This window comes from Amycolatopsis sp. NBC_00355 (assembly GCF_036104975.1).
In the GTDB taxonomy this organism is placed as follows: Bacteria; Actinomycetota; Actinomycetes; order Mycobacteriales; family Pseudonocardiaceae; genus Amycolatopsis.
In genome coordinates this window covers 7,426,707-7,443,397 of record NZ_CP107982.1, presented here as the reverse complement: position 1 = coordinate 7,443,397, position 16,691 = coordinate 7,426,707, and the positions used below count along the sequence as shown (strand labels likewise).

The following is a 16,691-nucleotide window of genomic DNA, read 5'->3' as shown; positions in this document are numbered from 1 at the left end:
GCGCACCGGCGGGGTGCTGCGGGGCGGCTGACGGCGGGAGGGGGGCACTACGAAGCTCCTTCTGAGTGACGCTCTACTGGCCGGCCGCGACGAGGGGGACGCTGTCGATGCCGGACAGCTTCCAGTCCTCGCCCACACGGGTCATCGACACTTCGAGGCGCAGCGGCTTCGCGCTGCTCTTGTCCCCCTGCGTGACGGTCGTGGCGATCGCGGCGAGGAAGCTGGCCTTGCCTTCGTGGTCGTCGAGCTCCTCGACGGCGATGTCCTGGACGTCCGTGGTGACCTTGGTCTTGGCGTCCGAGAGTGCCTTGCGGAACGTCGGCGCCGACTGGTCGATCTGCTGCGACATCGTGGCGTCCGAGACCGACTTCTGCCGGGCGAAGAAGCCGTCCAGGTCCTGGTAGTCGACCTCGGTGTAGGCCTTCAGCGCGTTGGTGCCCGCCTTGACGACGGCTTCGCGCGAGGCGGCCAGGCCGGCGTTGGAGTCGGACGCGGCCGCCCACCACTGGATCCCGAAGAGCGCGGCGGCGATCAGCGCGGCCAGGGCCAGTGCCGCGGCCCCGAGCACCAGGATCCGCGAAGAGGATTCGTTCGGCGCCACCACCGGCGACGCCCCGGATTCCTCTTCGGGTTCCGCCACCGCGACGGCGGTCCGCTCGTCCGAACTCATAACACTCCAGGGTAGGTAACGGTCATCAAATCCGCGTCAGGCGAGCCCGAGCAGCGAACCCAGGCTGTTCAGGCTGACGCCGGGGCTGCCCACGATGCCGGGCACGCCCCGGGTGTTCCGCTCCTCGGCCAGCTCCTCGGCCGGCCGGTTCGCGTTCGCCGCGACGTCGCTGTTGCTCGGCGCGACCGGGACCCCGCCGTACGGCGCGTTCTGCGCGCCGCGCACGTTGATCGGGCTGCCCTTCGGTTCGGCACAGTACGCGTCTTCCTTCGCCGGCTTCGCCGAAAGGTCGGCCCCGGTCCGGTACTGCTGGTAAGGGATGTAGCCCTTGGTGCACGCCGGCGGGTTGAAGAGGTTGAGCACCAGCCCGAGGTGCGCGGTGCCGTCGCCGGGCGCGACGCTGCTGGCCGCGCCGGCCAGCGCCGGGTAGGTCACCAGGCCCTGCTCGATGCCGTCCAGCCGGGTCACGGTCAGGTTGGCCGTGGTGAGCAGGTTCGCCGTCAGCGCGCCGAGGCCGGGCCCCGACTCCTGCAGCACCTGGCTGATCTGCGTCGCCACCTGCGGCGTGATGCCGATGAGCTTGCGCAGGTCGCCGTCGGAGTTCTTCAGCGTGCCGGTCAGCTGGTTGAGGCTCTTGCTGAACGACGCGAAGTTCGCCGCCTCGTCGTTCTGCGTGTCGAGCACCTGACCGCCGGCGTCGAGCAGCTGGATCGTCTGCGGCAGGTACTGCTGAGCCGTCGTGGTGAAGCTGCGTGCGGTGTCGAGCAGCTTCTGCAGGTCGCCGCCGGTGCCGCGGAACGCGTCGTAGGACTCGTCGACGACGGTGCGCAGCGAGTCGACCGGGACCGACGCCGCGAGCGAGTCGAGGTCGCCGATCAGCCGGTCGGTGCTGACCGGGGTGGTCGTCTTGGTCGCCGGGATCACCGAGCCGCCCGCGAGGTACGGGCCCTTGTCGGCCTTCGGCCGCAGGTCGACGTACTGCTCGCCGACGGCCGAGCGGTTGGCGACGACGGCGTCGAGGTCCGCGGGGACCTGCGGCGCCGACGGGTCGATGTTGAGGTCGGCCTCCAGCCCGGTCTGGGTGAGCCGCAGCTCCCCCACCCGGCCGACGTTGAAGCCGCGGTAGGTCACCTCGGCGTTGGTGAAGATGCCGCCCGACTCGTTGAGCTCGAGCTTCACCGTGTAACCGCTGTTGCCGAACACCGTGCCGAGCCCGGCGAACCGGATCAGCGCGTACACGATCGCGGCGATGGAGATGATCGCGAACGCGACCAGCTGGAACCTCGTCCTGCGCACCAGCATCAGCCGTTACCTCCCGACAGGAGACCGAAGAGCCCGGACAGGCCGGACGTCTTCCCGGGTTGACCCGACTGACCGCTTTCACCCGGGATGGGCAGCGGTGGCGGCTGGTTGGCGGGCGTGCCGTCCACCCCGCCGGTCAGGCCCGGGAGCGGGAGCTGGCCGTTGAGGATGTTCTGCCGGCTGTTGCCCAGGTTGCTGACGATGGTCTGCAGGTTCAGGTCGACCTTGGCGTAGAGGTTGAAGTAGTCGCCCTTGACGCCGTTGACGGCCTGGTCGCTGAACGGGAACGTCAGCAGGATCTGCAGCGCCTTCGGCAGGTCGTTGCCCGCCTCGCCGAGCTTCTGCAGCGTCGGCGTCAGCGCCTTCAGGTCGGCGACGAGGTCCTTCTGCGACGCGTTCACCGTCTCGGTGGCGACGCCGGAGAGGTTGTCCAGCGCGTTGAGCATGGTGACGAGCTGGCCGCGCTGCGACTCGAGCACACCGAGGCCGGGCCCGAGGTTGTCGACCGCGCCGACCAGCTTGTCCTTCTGGTCGTTGAGCGTCGAAGAGAGCCGGTTCAGCCCGTCGATGGCCCGGGTGATGTTCTTCGACTGGTTGTCCAGGTTGGTGACCAGCAGGTTCGCGTTGTCCAGCAGCGCCTTGATGTCCGGCTCGCGGCCCGACGTGGCGTTGTTCAGTTCCTTGGTGATGGTGTTGAGCTGGTCGACGCCACCGCCGTTGAGCAGCAGGGACAAGGCGCCGAGCAGCTCTTCGACCTCGACGCTGCGGTTCGTCCGGGCCAGCGGGATCGTCGCGTTGTCGGCGAGCTTGCCCTGGGCCTGGTCGTCACCGGGCGACGCGAGCTCGACGTACTTCTCGCCGAGCAGGCTGGACTGCTTCACGTTGGCCAGCGCGTTGGCCGGCAGCTTGACGTCGCCGTTCACCTTGAGCGTCACCAGCGCGTGCCAGCCGTCCTTGGTGAGGCCGACGTTCTCGACCTGCCCGATCGGCACCTCGTTGACCTTCACGCCCGCCTTCGGCGTCAGGTCGAGGACGTCCCGGAACTCGACGTTCACCGTGTACGGGTGGTCGCCGAGGTCGGCGCCGCCGGGCAGCGGCAGGTCGTAGATGCCCTTGAACGAGCAGCCGGTGAGCACCAGCGCGGACGCCGTCACCAGCGCTCCGACGGTCAGCAGCTTCCTCACTGGCCACCTCCGTAGAGCTGCCCGGCGATGGGCAGCGGCAAGGGCGGCAGCTGACCGGACTGCAGGGCCTGCAGGGTCTGCGCCAGGGACGGCAGCGGGATCACCTTGTCGACCACGCCGGCGATGCTCTCGCAGGCGTTGCCGAGCACGTCCGGGATGCTGTTGGTGCCGACCTGCTTGAGCAGCCGGCAGATCATCACGAGCGGCGGCTGGGTCAGCTCGTTGAGGTTCGGCCGGGCGTCGAGCGTGCCGGCCGCGCCGTTGTAGGTGTTGACCAGGTTGCTCAGGCCGACCGGCGCGACGTCGAGGATCTCGGCGAGCGAGCTGCGCTGGTCGACGAGCACGTTGGTGATCCCGGCCAGCTTGTCCACATTGGACTTGAGCCGGTCGTGGTTCTGGTCGATGAACGCCTGCACCGAGGTGAGCGTGGTGCCCAGCTGCTGCACGGTCGCGGCCAGGTTGTCCTTTTCGGACGCCAGGTAGCCGCTGACGTCGGCGAGCTGGCCCTCGAAGCTGCGGACCTGGCCGTCGGAGTCGGCCAGCGACTGCGAGAACTTGCCGAGGTTCTCGACCGTGGAGAACAGGTCGTCCTTGTTGCCGGCCAGCGTCCCGGCCGCCTGGCCGAGCTTGGTGATCGTGTCGTGCAGGGCCTGGCCGTTGCCGTCGACGTTGGCCGCCGCGGTGTTCAGCAGGTTCGACAGCGACCCCTGCTTGTTGACGCCGTTGGGGCCGAGGGTCTCGCTGACCTTGGCCAGGCTGGCGGCGAGCTGGTCGACCTCGAGCGGCACCTCGGTGCGGTCGAGGCCGATGACGGCGCCGTCGGAGATCCGCGGGCCGCCGGTGTAGGCCGGGGCCAGCTGGACGTAGCGGTCCGAGACCAGCGACGGCGCCACGATCAGCGCCTTGGCGTCGGCCGGGACGGCGACCGAGCGGTCGTACTCGAACTCGACCTTCACCTGGTTGCCCATGGGCTGGATCTTGGTGACCGTGCCCATGTCGACGCCGAGCATCCGCACGCTGTTGCCCTCGTACAGGCCGACAGTTCCGGCGAAGTACGCGGTCAGGTGGTTGCGGCCGGCGTCCTTGAGCGTCCACCAGATCCCGCCGGCCACGACGAGCGCGAGGACGATCGCGATGGTGAAGGCCCGGGTCAGGGACTGGCCGAAGCGGGTGTCACTCATTTCGTGTAGCACCCCTCTTCATTCAGCGGACCGAACGACGGCAGCACCAGGCCGCAGATGTAGTTGTCGAACCAGCGGCCGTTGCCGATGGTGTTGGTGAAGACGCGGATGAACGGCGCGAACTTCGCGATGCCCTGGCCCAGCGCGTCCTGGTTGCGCTGCAGCATCGACGTCAGCTGGTCGAGCTGGGTGAGCACCGGGTCCAGCTGCTTGCCGTTGTCGTCGATCAGGCCCTGCAGCTGCGTCGCGAGTTCGCGGGAGCCGTTGAGCAGCGACGTGATCGCGTCCTCGCGCTTGGCCAGCTCGCCGAGCAGCGCGTTGCCGTCGGTGAGCAGCTTCTGCACCTCGGCGTCGCGGTCGACCAGCGTCTGCGACACCTCGCGGGTGTTGGCCAGCAGGTTCGACAGCTGGCTGTCGCGCGAGGCGATCGTGTCGGACAGCTTCGACAGCCCCGACAGCGCGCCCTTCACGTCCTGCGGCGTGTTGGCGAAGGTCCCCGAGATGGTGTCGAAGCTCTGCGCCAGCTGCTTGGTGTCGATGTCGTCCACGGTCTGCGAGAGGCCGCGGAAGGCGTCGAGGACGTCGTAGGGGGCCATCGTGCGGTCCCGCGGGATGGCGGCGCCCGGGTTCAGCGCGCCCTCCCCCTGCGGGTCCAGCGACAGGTACTTCTGGCCGAGCAGCGTCTTGATCTTGATCGCGGCGCTGGTCCGGTCGCCCAGCCAGGCGTCCTTGACCTTGAACGAGACCTTCACCGACGCGCCGTCGAGCTCGATGTCGCTGATCTTGCCGACCTTGACACCGGCGATCCGGACGTCGTTGTCGGTCTGCAGCCCGGAAGCCTCGCTGAACTCGGCGGTGTAGGTCGTGCCGCCGCCGATCACCGGCAGGTCCTCGGAGTTCAGCGCGGCGATGAACGCGAGCGCGAGGACGGCGATGCCGACCAGCGCGATCGGGACGGGGTTGCGCTTCTGGAAGGACTTCATCCCGTGCACCTCGCCCGGTTGAGCGGCACCAGCGGGATAGGGACGTTGTTGATCAGTGGCGGCAAGCTGACGCTCCCGGAGAACTCGCAGGCGTAGAAGTTGAACCAGGAGCCGTAGTCCGCGGTGCGGGTCAGCGTGCTGACCTTCTCCGGCAGGAACTGGATGAAGTGCTCCAGCTCCGGCTCGTTCTTGTTGAGCTTGTCGGTCAGCGTGCCCAGCGCGCTGATGTCGTTCTTCAGCGGTTCGCGGACCTCGCCGAGCAGGCCGGACGTCGTCTGGGCCAGGTTGCCGAGGCTCTCGATCGCGTCGCTGATCGGCTTGCGGTCCGCGGCCAGCCCGGACACCAGCTGCTGCAGCTTCACGATCAGGTCGTTGAGCTGCGGGGTGTGCGCGTTGACCGTGTCGAGCACCGAGTTGAGGTTGTCGATGACCTGGCCGATGACCTGGTCCTTGTCGGCGATCGTGGTGGCCAGCGACGCGGTGTGCGACAGCAGGCTCTCCACGGTGCCGCCCTCACCCTGCAGGACCTGGATGACCTCGTAGGACAGCTTGTTGACGTCGTCCGGGTTGAGCGCGGTGAACAGCGGCTTGAAGCCGTTGAACAGCTCGGTCAGGTCCAGCGCCGGCTGCGTCCGCTCCAGCGGGATGGTGCCGCCGGGGCCGAGCGTCTTGCCGGAGCTGTCGGCACCCTCGCCGAGCGAGACGTAGCGCTGGCCGACCAGGTTGCGGAACTTGATCTGCGCGGTGACCCCGGCGGGCAGCTGCCCGCCGGCGTCGACCTCGAACTCGACCTCGGCCTGGCGCTTGTCGACGATCTTGACGTCCTTGACCTGCCCGACCCGGACGCCGGCGATGCGGACGTCGTCGTTGGGCAGCAGGAGCGTCGCGTCGGTGAAGCGCGCCTTGTAGGCGTTGGTGCTGGTCGTGTTGATGTTGGCGATGCTGATCCCGAGGATCGTCGTGAACAGCACGGTGACGACCACGAAGACGCCGAGCTTGATCAGCGGTGCGAGCAGACCCCTCATTTGACCGTCACCTCCGCGCCGCGGTAGAGCGGGCCGACGAGCAGCGCGCTCCAGCTGGGGACGTCCGCGGCGTTCATGCCGAGCTGCGGGCCCAGCAGGTCGGCCAGGAAGCCCTGCTCCGCCGTCGAGTAGGCCAGATTGCCGCCGGAGCCGTTGCCGCCGGTCGCGTCGGCCTTGAAGTTGGCCGGGTTGAGGCCCTCACCGACGGTCTTCGGCGCGGTCTGGTGCTTCGTGCCGTCCTGGAAGGCGCCGTCCGGCGGCTCCGACGGGAACGGGTTCGGCAGCTTGTCCGAGTCGTAGCACCGCGGGCCGCGTTTGTCGTCGAACCGCGGCTCTTCCTTGCCCGCCTCGTACGGCGCGCGCGGCACGACGACCTCGATCGTCGCGTGCAGGCCGGGCTGGTCGGTGCCCTTGCCCAGCGCCTGGTCGATCAGCGGGACGTTCTTGGCCATCTGGGAGATCACGCAGGGGTACTCCGGCGCGTACTTCGCCAGCAGCTCGGCCGTCGGCCGGGCGGTCGAGGCGAGGGAGATGATGTTGTCCTTGTTGTTCTGCAGGAACGTCTGCAGGTCCACGGAAGCCTGGGTCAGGGTGCCGTAGAGGTTCGACAGGTTCTGCTGCTGGTCGACCACCGTGCGGGTGGTCGTGCTCAGGTTGTCGAGGCTCTGCACCAGGTCGGGCGCCGAGTCCTTGAGGTGGTCGGAGAACTCCGCGAGCGCCTTGAGGTTGTGCTGCAGCTCCGGCTCGTGCGGGTTCAGCTCGCCGATGTAGCTGCCCAGCTGCGTCAGCGTGTCGCCGAGCTGGTCGCCGCGGCCGGACAGCGCGGTCGAGATCGCGGTGAGCGTCGCCGACAGCTTCTGCGGCTGGACCGCCTGCAGCACCGGGAGCAGGTGCGAGAACGCCTGCTCCAGCTCGACCGCGCTCGACGTCCGGTCCTGCGGGATGACGTCGCCGGTGGCCAGCGTCTTCGACGACGGCTTGGCCGGGATCTCCAGCGAGACGAAGCGCTCACCGAAGAGCGTCTTCGGCAGGAACCGCGCCGAGACGTTCTCCGGGATCAGCTTCGCCGACTCGGGGTTCAGGGCGAGCGTCAGCTCCGCGCCGTCGGCGGTGGCCGAGATGTCCTTGACCGAGCCGACGATCAGGCCGCGGACCTTGACGTCGGACTGCTGGATCAGCTGGTTGCCGATCTTGTCGGCCTGCAGCTTCACCGTGACGAACGAGGTGAAGGCCTTGTCGTAGAGCGCGATCGAAAGCGCCACGCCGCCGACCATCACGGCGACCAGGAGCAGGCCGAGCAGCCTGCGTCGCAACGTGGTCATCCCGCGATCCTTACCGTGACGTCGGTTCCCCAGATGGCGAAGCCGATGAAGAAGTTCATGATCGAGACCGTGACGATCGAGAGCCGGACCGCCTTGCCCACCGCGACGCCGACACCGGCCGGGCCGCCGGTCGCCCGGTACCCGAAGTAGCAGTGCGACAGGATGATCAGGACGCTGAAGAGCAGCACCTTGATGAACGAATACAGCACGTCCTGCGGTGGCAGGAACAGGTCGAAGTAATGGTCGTAGGTACCGGCTGACTGGTTGTAGATGTAGATCACGACCAGTCTCGACGCGAGGTACGAGCTCAGCAGGCCGATGATGTAGAGCGGGATGACCGCGACGAACCCGGCGATGATCCGGGTCGTCACCAGGTACGGCAGGCTCGGCACGCCCATCACCTCGAGCGCGTCGATCTCCTCGGAGATCCGCATCGCGCCGAGCTGCGCGGTGAACCCGGCGCCGACCGTCGCGCTCAAGGCGAGCCCGGCGACCAGCGGGGCGATCTCGCGGGTGTTGAAGAACGCCGTCAGGAAGCCGGTGAAGGCCGACGTCCCGATGGAGTTCAGCGCCGAGTAGCCCTGGAGGCCGACGAGGACACCGGTGAACAGCGTCAGGCCGACCATCACGCCGACCGTGCCGCCGATGACCGCGAGCGAGCCGGAGCCGAAGCTCACCTCGGCCAGCAGCCGGAGGACTTCCTTGGTGTAGCGGCGCAGGGTCCGCGGCGTCCACAGCAGCGCGCGGCCGTAGAACGACATCTGGTCACCCAAGGTGTCCAGTGTCTGGAGGGGTCGGTTGGCGACGCGTTTCGCGCCCTGGAGGAACGTCATGGCGCTAGTCCAGCTTTCCGGGCACGATCTGCAGGTAGATCAGGGTGATCACGAAGTTCACGACGAACAGCATCAGGAACGTGATGACCACCGACTGGTTCACCGCGTCCCCGACGCCCTTGGGGCCGCCGGAGGGGTTCAGACCCCGGTAGGACGCGACGACGGCGGCGATGAACCCGAAGATCAGCGCCTTCAGTTCACCGACCCACAGGTCGGGCAGCTGGGCCAGGGCGGAGAAGCTCGCCAGGTACGCGCCCGGCGTCCCGCCCTGCAGCACGACGTTGAAGAAGTAGCCGCCCAGCACGCCGATGACGCTGACCATGCCGTTGAGCAGCAGCGCGACGAGCATCATCGCGAGGGTGCGCGGCACGATCAGCCGCTGCACCGCGGAGACGCCCAGCACCTCCATCGCGGCGATCTCTTCGCGGATGGTGCGCGCCCCGATATCAGCACAGACGGCGGAGCCGCCCGCGCCCGCCACCAGCAGCGCGGTGACCAGCGGGCTGGCCTGCTGCACGGTGGCGAGCACGGAACCCGCGCCGGTGTAGGACTGCGCGCCCAGCTGGCGGGCGAGCGAACCGAACTGCAGTGAGATGACCGCGCCGAAGGGGATGGCCACCAGGGCCGTCGGCAGGATCGTCACACTCGCGATGAACCAGGCCTGCTGGATGAACTCCCGCAGCTGGAACGGGCGCTGGAAGATGCCACGAACGATGTCGAGGCCGAGGGCGAACAGGTTCCCGGTTTCGCGGAGGATGCCGATCCCGGGGATCTTCGCCTGTGAAGCGGGAGAACTCACCTGCCACCTGGCCCGTTGTTCGGCGGCGGTGGCATCCGGTGCGAGCCACCGGGTCTCGGCTGCTGGCCGCCGGGGATCCGGGCCACCTGCTCGGCGGGCAGCTGGCCGTGGTGCTGGTCCGGCACGCCGTCACCCTGGCGCGCGCCGGCCGGGACCTGCTGCTGCTGTTGCTGCTGCTGGGCCCGGGCCACCTGCCGCGGGCTGACGCCGTAGTGGCGCTGCTCCTCGGGGCTCAGCGAGGCGATGATGCCCTGCTGCGCGGCGTCCGGCAGCCGGTGCATGATCTCCATGACCCGGTCCTTGCGGCGGACCGCGCCCATCCGCTGCGGCACCCCCGGCGTCGTCTGCATCTGCGGCGGCACACCCGAGATGTCCTCGACGCCACCGGCGTGGTGCCCGGCGTCGAACATCGCCTGCTCGGCGGCCATCTGCGCGGAGTCCTTCTCCTCGGACATGCCGATCGGACCCTGCATCTTGCCGTTGAGGAACTGCTTGACGACCGGTTCCTCGCTGGTCAGCAGCACCTCGCGCGGGCCGAACATGACCAGTTCCTTGCGGAAGAGCATGCCCAGGTTGTCCGGCACGGTCCGGGCCAGGTTGATGTTGTGCGTGACGATCAGGAACGTCGCGTCGATCTGCGCGTTGACGTCGAGGAACAGCTGCGAGATGTAGGTGGTGCGGACCGGGTCGAGGCCGGAGTCCGGCTCGTCGACCAGGATGATCTCGGGGTCCAGCACGAGGGCGCGGGCCAGGCCGGCGCGCTTGCGCATCCCGCCGGAGATCTCGCCCGGCAGCTTCTTGTCGGCGCCGGCGAGACCGGTCATCTCGAGCTTCTCGCGGACGATCTGCCGGATCTCGGTCTCGGACTTCTTCGTGTGCTCCCGCAGCGGGAACGCGACGTTGTCGTAGAGGTTCATCGAGCCGAACAGCGCGCCGTCCTGGAAAAGGACGCCGAAGAGCTTCCGGATCTCGTAGAGCTTGTGCTCGGAGCAGGTGACGATGTCCACCCCGTTGATCACGCAGCGGCCGCGGTCGGGCTTGAGCAGCCCGATCATCGACTTGAGGAACACCGACTTGCCGGTTCCCGACGGACCGAGCATCGCCGACACTTCGCCCGGAGGCAGCGTCAACGTGACGTCCCGCCAGATGGCCTGCTTACCGAAGGACTTCGTCAGACCTTCGATGACCACCTCGGCACCCATCGCACCTCCAGGAGCTGTTCCGCGTCATTGCGCCCGCTGCCACACCCATGCCACCCACGTCGGCGGCGGGTGCGGGCCTGGCACCCCATGAACCCGCGTCAACCAGGTGCAACGAGCTGAGTGCGAACAGGTTACTCACGAGTTTTCTTTTCTGGCCAGCCCCGACGGCATCGTCATCCCGCCGTGATCGGCAACAGGCAGCAACTTAGTCCACGGAATGCGTGGTCGCAGGGCAACCGAACCCCGAACCCACGATTTAGGGACCCGGGGGCCGAACGGACACCACTCCTAGGGGATCCGACACGAAAGGGGCGGGCACCCGGTGGGTGCCCGCCCCTTCACGAGGTGGTGCAAGGCGCTTGCGCGCCCGGGATCACTTGATGGAGATCTTGGCGCCCGCAGCCTCGAGCTTCTCCTTGGCGGCCTCGGCGGCCTCCTTGTCGACCTTCTCCAGGAGGGCCTTGGGAGCGGCCTCGACCAGCTCCTTGGCCTCCTTCAGGCCCAGACCCGAGACGACCTCGCGGACGACCTTGATGACCTGGATCTTCTTGTCGCCCGCGCCCTCGAGGATGACGTCGAACTCGTCCTGCTCCTCGACCGGGGCGGCAGCGGCGGCGGCGGGGCCGGCCATGACGGCGGCCGGCGCGGCGGCGGTGACGTCGAAGGTCTCCTCGAACTCCTTCACGAACTCGGACAGCTCGAGGAGGGTGAGCTCCTTGAAGGCGTCGATCAGCTCGGCGGTGCTCAGCTTCGCCATGATGGCTTCCTCTCAGAAAAACGAACAAAAAACGTTCGGGGTGGGGGGTGGATCAGCTCTCGGCGGGTGCTTCGGCTGCTTCGGTACCGGTGGCGTTGCGCTGCTTCTCCTCCAGCGCGGCAGCCAGGCGGGCGACCTGGGACGCCGGCGCCTGGAACAGCGCGGCGGCCTGGGACAGCTTCGCCTTGAACGCGCCCGCCGCCTTGGCGAGCAGGACCTCACGGCTGTCGAGATCGGCGATCTTGTTGATCTCGTCCACGGACAGCGCTTTGCCGTCCATGTAGCCGCCCTTGATCACAAGCGCGTTGTTGTCCTTCGCGAAGTCGCGAAGCGCCTTGGCGGCGTCGACGGCTTCACCCTCGACGAAGGCAATGGCGGTCGCGCCGACGAACAGGTCTTCGAGCCCCGTGACGCCGGCGTCCTCAGCGGCACGCTTGACGAGGGTGTTCTTAGCGACCCGGTACTTGGCACTGGTGCCGAGAGCGCGGCGCAGCTGGGACAGCTGGGACACGGAGAGGCCGGTGTACTGGGTAACGACGGTGGCCGAGCTGTTGCGGAAGCTCTCCGCGATCTCGGCGACGGCCGCCACCTTGTCGGGCTTCGCCATGGTCGCCTCCTCTCTTGGCTAGTGTTTCCACTGGCCCGAAGAGCCCCCGAAACGACGAAACGCCCTCGCGCAACAGGCGCGGGGCGTTGTACGGCACACGAAGTGCCGAGCCTCGTTCCTCCTGCGCGGGCCGCCCGGCAATGCGGGGCCTTCGTTCCTCGTGTCCGTGGGGGCACTCGGATAACCAGCGGTCTTCGGTAGAACCGTGGACAACTATACCTGGTGGGTTCGACGGCCGTTGTCCGCCCCCTCCCCTGACCTGCGTTTAGGGCGGCTGGGGGTTCCTTCGTGAGCTTCGGCGGGCATCATGGTCACGTGGCGGAGCAGCGTGATGACGGAAAGCCGGGCGCGGAAGTCGAACCGGCGGGCTCGAACACGCCCGCCACTCCGCCTTCTCCGCCACCGATCGACCAGGCGGAGCTGGAGCAGTTCCGCCAGTTCCAGCAGTTCCAGGACTACCTGCGATTCACCCAGACCCAGCAGGGCAACCAGCCTGCCCCACCTGCGGGGGCGGGGCAGGTCCAGCAGTATTCAGGCGGTCAGCCACCGATCCCGCCGGGCCCGTCACACGAGGTCGTCCCAGCAGAACGCCGCCGACGTCCGGCACCGAAGTGGCTGACGTGGCTGGGCAAGAAGGTCATCGCCTGGGTGCTGGCGTTCGTGGTGCTGATAGTGGCGGGCACCTGGTTGTACAACCACTACTTCCCCAGTGACAAGGGCGAGGACACGCAGACGTTCGTGCAGCACGGAGGAGGCAAGTACCACACCAACCAAAGCCTGCCCACCGACCCTTTCCAGGCGGTACGCGGGATCTACGACGCGATCGGCAAGCCGGATTCACCGGAGAGCAAGGTCGACCACGTCTGCCTCCTCATGAGCAACGAGGCCCAGCTGCAGTTCGGCCGCGACCTCGGCTACCCGGACTGCGCTTCGGCCGTACCGGCCTTGAGCAGCAAGGTCACGGACATGAACTCTTACATCTATGCGGTGCGGCCCATCTCCAGCATGCTGATCGAAAGCCCGATGACCATTCATTCATGCTGGTACAGCGTGCAGGGCGGACCGGTCCTGGGAAGCTTCACCCTCACCAAGGTGGAGCTGGGACAGTGGCTGATCACCGGTCATTCCAACGACCCGGCCACGTGCCCCGCTTCACCGACGGGGAATCGTTAGCGCGGGTGCGGGGCCGACAGGAACGACACCAGGGCCTCCGAGAACGCCGGGGCCATGACTGCCGTCATGTGGTCGCCCGGGATGCGGACCAGGCGTGCTCCCGCGATCGCCGCCGCCAGGCGTTCCGGCTCTGCGGCCAGGACGTCCTGGTCGCCCGCCAGCACCAGCGTCGGGACGCCGATTGCCGACAGGTCCACGACTCCCTCGCGTGACGCCAGTGCCACCGCCGCCAAAGCCTGGCGGTCGCCGCCGACCGCGTCGGCCAGGAGGCGGAACGGGACTCCGGATGGCGGGACCGTTGTCGGGTCTTCCGCCAGCAGTGCCGAGGCGATCTCCGCCGGCTTCACCACGCGCAGGTCGACGCCGCCGAAGTCGACGATGCCTGAGCCCACGCCGCCCGTTGCCAGGCGGCGGATGCGTTTGTCCGCCGCCGTTGCGGCCAGGGCGATGATCGCGCCCATCGAGTAGCCGACCATCGAGACCTCGTCGAGGGCCAGTTCGTCCAGCAGCGCGGAGACGTCGCGGGCCATCGTGGCTTCGGTGTAGCGGGACTCGTCGTGCGGCTTCTCGGAACGGCCGTGGCCGCGGGCGTCGAGGGAGATGACCGTGAAGCCGGCCTTGCGCAGGGCGGCGACGACGCCGGTGGCGATCCAGTTCGCGTTCGTGTCGGCGGCGAAACCGTGCTGCAGCAGCACCGGGCGGGCGGCTTGGGCGGCACCGTCGCCCTCCCACACGGTGTAGTTCAGCTGGAGCCCGTCGAACGACGCGAATGTCGGCATGACGTCCATAAGACACGAAAAAAGGGCGCCCCCGCAGCAAGCGGGGGCGCCCTTTCCGGTGATGTCCGACTCAGACGTTCGCGTCCTCGGAGAGGAGGTTGCGGGTCCGCAGCGGGTCGACCGGGATGCCCGGGCCCATCGTCGTGGTGAAGGTGACCTTCTTCAGGTAACGGCCCTTCGCCGACGACGGCTTGGCGCGGAGGATCTCGTCCAGCGCCGCCGCGTAGTTCTCGACCAGCTTCTCGGTGTCGAAAGAAGCCTTGCCGATCACCAGGTGCAGGTTGGCCTGCTTGTCGACGCGGAAGTTGATCTTACCGCCCTTGATGTCCTGGATCGCCTTCGTGACCGCCGGGGTCACGGTGCCCGTCTTCGGGTTCGGCATCAGGCCACGCGGGCCGAGGATGCGGGCGATGCGGCCCACCTTGGCCATCTGGTCCGGCGTCGCGATCGCGGCGTCGAAGTCGAGCCAGCCACCCTGGATGCGCTCGATCAGCTCGTCGGTGCCGACCGCGTCGGCGCCGGCGGCTTCGGCCTCGGCGGCCTTGTCGCCGACGGCGAAGACGATGACGCGGGCGGTCTTACCGGTGCCGTGCGGCAGGTTCACGGTGCCGCGGACCATCTGGTCGGCCTTGCGCGGGTCCACACCGAGACGCATCGCGACCTCGACGGTCGCGTCCATCTTGGTCTTGGAGGTTTCCTTCGCCAGCTTCGCGGCGTCGAGAGGCGCGTACAGCCGCGCCTTGTCGATCAGCTCCGCAGCCTGGCGGTAAGCCTTGCTGTGCTTGGTCATGCTTCTGTCCTTAACTTCTCAAAACGGATCAGTGTGGTGACGAGCCGCACCGGGCTCTCCCACGTACTGCTGGTGCTGCAGACGTCAGGCGTCGACGACCGTGATGCCCATGGAACGGGCGGTGCCGGCGATGATCTTCGCCGCCTGGTCGATGTCGTGCGCGTTGAGGTCGGTCTCCTTGGTCTTGGCGATCTCGCGGACCTGGTCCCAAGTGACCTTGGCGACCTTGGTCTTGTGCGGCTCGCCGGAGCCCTTCTCGACACCAGCGGCCTTGAGCAGCAGGCGCGCGGCCGGCGGCGTCTTCAGCTTGAAGTCGAACGACCGGTCTTCGTACACGGAGATCTCGACCGGGACGACGTCCCCACGCTGCGACTCGGTCGCGGCGTTGTAGGCCTTGCAGAACTCCATGATGTTGACGCCGTGCTGGCCCAGAGCCGGGCCGACCGGCGGAGCGGGGTTGGCCGCGCCCGCCTTGATCTGCAGCTTGATGATCGCCGCAAGCTTCTTCTTCTTGGGTGGCATTTCTTTTCCTGTCCTGTACTACGTTCCCCGCGTACCTGCCGTGGACGTGGGGACTGCGACCGCGCGACGGTCGTCAGATCTTGGAGACCTGCGTGAACGACAGCTCGACCGGGGTCTCCCGGCCGAAGATCGACACCAGGACCTTCAGCTTCTGCCCGTCGACGTTGACCTCGGAGATCGTCGCCGGCAGGGTCGCGAACGGGCCGTCCATGACCGTGACCGACTCGCCGATCTCGAAGTCGACCTCGACGGCCGGGCCGCCGAGCGGAGCCGCGGACGTGCCGGACTCGCCCTTGCCGCCCTTCGCCGGGGCTTCCTTCTCGACGCGCGGGGCGAGGAACTTCAGCACCTCGTCCACGGTCAGCGGCGACGGCCGCGAAGTGGCGCCGACGAACCCGGTGACACCCGGCGTGTTGCGCACCGCGCTCCACGAGGCGTCGTTCAGGTCCATCCGGACCAGGATGTAGCCGGGCAGCACCTTGCGCTGCACCTGCTTGCGCTGGCCGTTCTTGATCTCGGTGACCTCTTCGGTCGGGACCTCGATCTGGAAGATGTAGTCCTCGACGTCCAGCGTCGTGGTCCGGGTCTCGAGGTTGGTCTTCACCTTGTTCTCGTACCCGGCGTAGGAGTGCACGACGTACCACTCGCCCGGCGCGGCCACCAGCTCGGCGCGCAACGTGGCGACCGGGTCGTCGTCCGCCGCGGCGGGCTCGGCCTCGGTGTCGTCCGAGGCCACCTCGCCGGCGTCGGAGTCTTCGGCGTCGTCGGAGTCAGTGGCGTCTTCGGCGTCTTCCTCGGAGGCGGCTTCGTCGACCTCTTCGGCTTCGGGCACGTCGACGGGCTCCAAGTGCGCGGACTCCTCGTCACCGAGTGCCGCGTGCACCTGCTCGTCGGAAAGCTCGGTCAGCTCCTGACCGGCTGTTGTGCCGTTGTCGGAGGTCACGTTCCGTCCTCTCAGTTGATCATTGCCGGGGTCAGGCCGGGACCTGAAGCCCCATCGGCGCGCGCCGAGGCGCGTCAGCCGAATACGTGGCCGATGCCCCACTTGAACAGCAGGTCCAGGCCACTCACCAGGGCCACCATGAACACCACGAAGACCAGCACGACCGCGGTGTAGGTGACCATCTGCTTGCGGTTGGGCCAGATGACCTTGCGCAGCTCCGCCCACACCTCGCGGATGAAGCGCACCAGCCGCGCGAACACGGAGGCCTTCTTCGGCTTCTGGTCCCGCTTGGGAGTCGCGGCGCCCTTCGCGTCGGGGGCGGTCTTCTCCCCCGACTTCCCGGCCGGCCGGGTCTTGTCGTCCGCACGTGCCGCGGACTTGCCCGCCGGACGAGCGGTCTGGCGGCGTTCACGCCTGGCTGCGGCTGTGACCGGGCGGGACTGGCTCTCGGGCTTGGACCCGGTGCCGTCCTGCTCCTGCTCGCCGCCGCTGGCGTCGCTGTCGCTCACGACCACTCCTTCGCTCCACCAGTTCCGTTACGCAGGGGTGACAGGACTTGAACCTGCAACCTGCGGTTTTGGAGACCGCTGCTCTGCCAATTGAGCTACACCCCTGTGAG

At 68.0% G+C, this 16,691-nt stretch carries 18 protein-coding genes and 1 tRNA gene; 1 reads left to right on the top strand and 18 read right to left on the bottom strand.

Translation table 11 applies throughout. The annotated features are described in order from the left end of the window. Nucleotides 1-73: 73 nt before the first annotated feature. From OHS18_RS34165 to rplJ, 12 genes are all read right to left on the bottom strand, one after another. Nucleotides 74-670 (bottom strand): hypothetical protein, encoded by a 597-nt coding sequence (locus OHS18_RS34165; RefSeq protein ID WP_328445566.1) that lies wholly within the window; start codon nt 668-670, stop codon nt 74-76. A 36-nt stretch (nt 671-706) separates the two neighbouring features. Continuing rightward, complete coding sequence (locus tag OHS18_RS34160) at nt 707-1,972, bottom strand: MlaD family protein (protein ID WP_328445567.1); 1,266 nt, start codon at nt 1,970-1,972, stop codon at nt 707-709. Next, nucleotides 1,972-3,156, bottom strand: coding sequence for an MCE family protein (locus tag OHS18_RS34155; RefSeq protein ID WP_328445568.1), 1,185 nt, complete (start codon nt 3,154-3,156; stop codon nt 1,972-1,974). Before OHS18_RS34155 ends, OHS18_RS34160 begins: the two co-directional genes overlap by 1 nt. Further along, on the bottom strand, nt 3,153-4,337 hold the full coding sequence (locus OHS18_RS34150) for an MCE family protein (RefSeq protein WP_328613602.1): 1,185 nt from the start codon (nt 4,335-4,337) through the stop codon (nt 3,153-3,155). Before OHS18_RS34150 ends, OHS18_RS34155 begins: the two co-directional genes overlap by 4 nt. Continuing rightward, a complete protein-coding gene (locus OHS18_RS34145) occupies nt 4,334-5,320 on the bottom strand; it encodes an MCE family protein (protein WP_247060485.1) in 987 nt (328 codons plus the stop codon). The genes OHS18_RS34150 and OHS18_RS34145 overlap by 4 nt, the downstream gene beginning before the upstream one ends. After that, on the bottom strand, nt 5,317-6,345 hold the full coding sequence (locus OHS18_RS34140; RefSeq protein WP_328613601.1) for an MCE family protein: 1,029 nt from the start codon (nt 6,343-6,345) through the stop codon (nt 5,317-5,319). The genes OHS18_RS34145 and OHS18_RS34140 overlap by 4 nt, the downstream gene beginning before the upstream one ends. Continuing rightward, the gene (locus OHS18_RS34135) at nt 6,342-7,667 is read right to left on the bottom strand and encodes an MCE family protein (RefSeq protein ID WP_328613600.1); all 1,326 of its coding nucleotides are present in this window, start codon (nt 7,665-7,667) and stop codon (nt 6,342-6,344) included. Before OHS18_RS34135 ends, OHS18_RS34140 begins: the two co-directional genes overlap by 4 nt. Further along, a complete protein-coding gene (locus tag OHS18_RS34130; protein ID WP_003060266.1) occupies nt 7,664-8,500 on the bottom strand; it encodes an MlaE family ABC transporter permease in 837 nt (278 codons plus the stop codon). Before OHS18_RS34130 ends, OHS18_RS34135 begins: the two co-directional genes overlap by 4 nt. Nucleotides 8,501-8,504: 4 nt before the next feature. Continuing rightward, the gene (locus tag OHS18_RS34125; RefSeq protein WP_323329492.1) at nt 8,505-9,299 is read right to left on the bottom strand and encodes an MlaE family ABC transporter permease; all 795 of its coding nucleotides are present in this window, start codon (nt 9,297-9,299) and stop codon (nt 8,505-8,507) included. Continuing rightward, nucleotides 9,296-10,501 carry an ABC transporter ATP-binding protein gene (locus tag OHS18_RS34120; protein WP_328613599.1) on the bottom strand — a complete coding sequence of 402 codons (1,206 nt, stop codon included), beginning with the start codon at nt 10,499-10,501 and terminating at the stop codon, nt 9,296-9,298. Before OHS18_RS34120 ends, OHS18_RS34125 begins: the two co-directional genes overlap by 4 nt. 373 nt (nt 10,502-10,874) lie before the next feature. Then, the gene (gene rplL / locus OHS18_RS34115) at nt 10,875-11,258 is read right to left on the bottom strand and encodes a 50S ribosomal protein L7/L12 (protein ID WP_328445584.1); all 384 of its coding nucleotides are present in this window, start codon (nt 11,256-11,258) and stop codon (nt 10,875-10,877) included. A 52-nt stretch (nt 11,259-11,310) separates the two neighbouring features. Continuing rightward, nucleotides 11,311-11,865, bottom strand: a complete 555-nt coding sequence (gene rplJ / locus OHS18_RS34110) for a 50S ribosomal protein L10 (RefSeq protein WP_328445586.1) — start codon at nt 11,863-11,865, stop codon at nt 11,311-11,313. A 315-nt stretch (nt 11,866-12,180) separates the two neighbouring features. On the opposite strand from rplJ, the gene OHS18_RS34105 reads away from it, so the two are divergent. Beyond that, nucleotides 12,181-13,038 (top strand): hypothetical protein, encoded by an 858-nt coding sequence (locus OHS18_RS34105; RefSeq protein WP_328613598.1) that lies wholly within the window; start codon nt 12,181-12,183, stop codon nt 13,036-13,038. Here OHS18_RS34105 and OHS18_RS34100 read toward each other — a convergent pair. From OHS18_RS34100 to OHS18_RS34075, 6 genes are all read right to left on the bottom strand, one after another. Beyond that, entirely contained in the window at nt 13,035-13,817 is a 783-nt protein-coding gene (locus OHS18_RS34100; protein ID WP_328613597.1) for an alpha/beta fold hydrolase, read from the bottom strand. The two genes, OHS18_RS34105 and OHS18_RS34100, sit on opposite strands and share 4 nt — an antisense overlap. A 70-nt stretch (nt 13,818-13,887) precedes the next feature. Next, complete coding sequence (gene rplA, locus OHS18_RS34095; protein WP_328445592.1) at nt 13,888-14,607, bottom strand: 50S ribosomal protein L1; 720 nt, start codon at nt 14,605-14,607, stop codon at nt 13,888-13,890. Between the two features lie 84 nt (nt 14,608-14,691). Further along, nucleotides 14,692-15,129 carry a 50S ribosomal protein L11 gene (gene rplK, locus OHS18_RS34090; protein WP_003079266.1) on the bottom strand — a complete coding sequence of 146 codons (438 nt, stop codon included), beginning with the start codon at nt 15,127-15,129 and terminating at the stop codon, nt 14,692-14,694. A 73-nt stretch (nt 15,130-15,202) separates the two neighbouring features. Next, nucleotides 15,203-16,072, bottom strand: coding sequence for a transcription termination/antitermination protein NusG (gene nusG / locus OHS18_RS34085; protein WP_328613596.1), 870 nt, complete (start codon nt 16,070-16,072; stop codon nt 15,203-15,205). Nucleotides 16,073-16,146: 74 nt separating this feature from the next. Then, complete coding sequence (gene secE / locus OHS18_RS34080) at nt 16,147-16,587, bottom strand: preprotein translocase subunit SecE (RefSeq protein WP_328445598.1); 441 nt, start codon at nt 16,585-16,587, stop codon at nt 16,147-16,149. A gap of 26 nt (nt 16,588-16,613) precedes the next feature. Beyond that, nucleotides 16,614-16,686: transfer RNA gene (locus OHS18_RS34075), tRNA-Trp, on the bottom strand. Nucleotides 16,687-16,691: the final 5 nt, after the last annotated feature.

What these genes read in the sequence shown, in the direction of transcription:
- OHS18_RS34165 (WP_328445566.1), bottom strand. Translation starts at nt 670, where the DNA reads ATGAGTTCGGACGAGCGGACCGCCGTCGCGGTGGCGGAACCCGAAGAG.
- OHS18_RS34160 (WP_328445567.1), bottom strand. Translation starts at nt 1,972, where the DNA reads ATGCTGGTGCGCAGGACGAGGTTCCAGCTGGTCGCGTTCGCGATCATC.
- OHS18_RS34150 (WP_328613602.1), bottom strand. Translation starts at nt 4,337, where the DNA reads ATGAGTGACACCCGCTTCGGCCAGTCCCTGACCCGGGCCTTCACCATC.
- OHS18_RS34145 (WP_247060485.1), bottom strand. Translation starts at nt 5,320, where the DNA reads ATGAAGTCCTTCCAGAAGCGCAACCCCGTCCCGATCGCGCTGGTCGGC.
- OHS18_RS34140 (WP_328613601.1), bottom strand. Translation starts at nt 6,345, where the DNA reads ATGAGGGGTCTGCTCGCACCGCTGATCAAGCTCGGCGTCTTCGTGGTC.
- OHS18_RS34135 (WP_328613600.1), bottom strand. Translation starts at nt 7,667, where the DNA reads ATGACCACGTTGCGACGCAGGCTGCTCGGCCTGCTCCTGGTCGCCGTG.
- OHS18_RS34130 (WP_003060266.1), bottom strand. Translation starts at nt 8,500, where the DNA reads ATGACGTTCCTCCAGGGCGCGAAACGCGTCGCCAACCGACCCCTCCAG.
- OHS18_RS34120 (WP_328613599.1), bottom strand. Translation starts at nt 10,501, where the DNA reads ATGGGTGCCGAGGTGGTCATCGAAGGTCTGACGAAGTCCTTCGGTAAG.
- rplL (WP_328445584.1), bottom strand. Translation starts at nt 11,258, where the DNA reads ATGGCGAAGCTGAGCACCGCCGAGCTGATCGACGCCTTCAAGGAGCTC.
- rplJ (WP_328445586.1), bottom strand. Translation starts at nt 11,865, where the DNA reads ATGGCGAAGCCCGACAAGGTGGCGGCCGTCGCCGAGATCGCGGAGAGC.
- OHS18_RS34100 (WP_328613597.1), bottom strand. Translation starts at nt 13,817, where the DNA reads ATGCCGACATTCGCGTCGTTCGACGGGCTCCAGCTGAACTACACCGTG.
- rplA (WP_328445592.1), bottom strand. Translation starts at nt 14,607, where the DNA reads ATGACCAAGCACAGCAAGGCTTACCGCCAGGCTGCGGAGCTGATCGAC.
- rplK (WP_003079266.1), bottom strand. Translation starts at nt 15,129, where the DNA reads ATGCCACCCAAGAAGAAGAAGCTTGCGGCGATCATCAAGCTGCAGATC.